Annotated in this window: 3 protein-coding genes; all 3 read right to left on the reverse strand. The window is 54.0% G+C overall.

The genetic code is table 11. The features are described 5' to 3' along the window. On the reverse strand, window positions 1–263 hold a 263-nt coding region (locus EJP87_RS16265), incomplete at its 3' end, for a heme exporter protein CcmB (protein ID WP_193771470.1). Then, a complete protein-coding gene (gene ccmA / locus EJP87_RS16270) occupies window positions 260–946 on the reverse strand; it encodes a heme ABC exporter ATP-binding protein CcmA (protein ID WP_130472894.1) in 687 nt (228 codons plus the stop codon). The genes ccmA and EJP87_RS16265, both read right to left, overlap by 4 nt. After that, window positions 943–1,478 (reverse strand): SPOR domain-containing protein (locus tag EJP87_RS16275; protein ID WP_130472895.1); only part of this gene is annotated, 536 nt, incomplete at its 5' end. The genes EJP87_RS16275 and ccmA, both read right to left, overlap by 4 nt.

Consider the following 1,478-nt stretch of genomic DNA (forward strand, 5'->3'; position numbering starts at 1 on the left):
AACAGCCCTTCCAGAGCGCCATCCTCCTCCTCTGCCTGGAAGACTCTGCCCAAACCCATCAAGCTGGTAAACAGAATGGTTACCCAGAGCAATCCTGGTAACAAACGGGTAGCTTCGCGCCGATCCGGGTCAAAGGCTACCTGGAAAACCACCAACACAGCAATAGCAAAAAAGAGCATGGATGAAAGTGTTGCCCGTCGCCGCCAATCTCCGACCACATCTTTCCAGGCGATTCGGTATGCTGCGCGCCATAACTTGTTCATGGCCCTTCCTCCTTGGAGGCGAAAAGTTGACCTCGACGCAGATAGAGGGGACGGTGTGGCAGAGCGGCAATCCGTTCGGGATCATGGCTGGCCATGACCAGCATACCCCCTGTAGCCAAGTAGGAGTGCAAGACCTGGTTGAGCCACTCTACTCCTTGCCGATCCAGCGCTGAATAGGGTTCATCGAGCAAGAGCAACTCTGGTTGCAAGAGCAACATGCGTCCCAAGGCCAAACGCTTTCTCATCCCAGCGGAAAACCAACGCACAGGTTGATCGGCAAATTTTTCCAAGCCGACGGCGGCAACTACGGTACGCAGGTGCTCTTCGCTGACAGCAAGCAGGTGCAGATCAGCGAAAAAGAGCAAATTTTCTACCGGTGTCAAATGGCCGTACAGATGGGTATGATGGCCAACAAACAGGAGTTTGCCGCGCATCTCTTCTGCAGCTTCCCCCGCTTCCAAACCAGAGAGGTGATAGCTTCCCTGTTGCACACGCAAGCGGGTGGAAAGCAGGGCCAATAAGGTGGATTTACCGGAACCGTTGGCACCTAATAGGACGACACATTCACCCGCTGACAGCTCTAAATCGATCCCTTGCAGGACACGATAGCGACCGAAGGCATGGTGCAGCTTGCATACCCGTACCTGTGCAGTCGGGTTGCCTGGAGTAGCCAAGTTGCTCATTTTTTCGCCGTAACAATAGTGCCAGTGATATGGACATGTTGATGCACCAATTGCACAACCCGTTCCGCTCGGTTGCGGTCTGCAAACGGACCCACTCGTACCCGATAGAAGGATTTTCCCTCATTGACAAAGTCGCTGCGCACGACCGGCAATGTTTTACCCTCCAAGGAAAGCGCTGCCACAGTTTGCGACAGCATTTGTGCATTGGCTTCATTGGAAAAGGTACCCAGCTTGACCCAATATTCCCCACGCTCTTTTTCATCTTCGCTGGCAGGCGCGGGAGTCACGGTAGAAACAACGGGTAGGGTACGCAAGGGTTTGCTGAAAGAGTGTATAGGAGTGTTGGATCCGGAAGGAAGGGAGCGCCATTCGCCGCTGGATACAGGTTTGCCGACCGCTTGCTTGCTGTGGGCGCTGGGATAGGCCAAGAGACGAGCGGAGCTTTTCAGACCAATTAAAGGGGTTTGTGGTGATAATTCCACCTCATTGGCAGCATAAGCAGAAGAGGCTGCTCTGCCCAGTCCCATGGTAA

The sequence above is a fragment of the Candidatus Magnetaquicoccus inordinatus genome, from assembly GCF_004217665.1.
Taxonomy (GTDB): Bacteria; Pseudomonadota; Magnetococcia; order Magnetococcales; family Magnetaquicoccaceae; genus Magnetaquicoccus; species Magnetaquicoccus inordinatus.

Excerpts from the sequence above, each read along its gene's own strand:
- ccmA (WP_130472894.1), bottom strand. The coding sequence starts at position 946 with ATGAGCAACTTGGCTACTCCAGGCAACCCGACTGCACAGGTACGGGTA.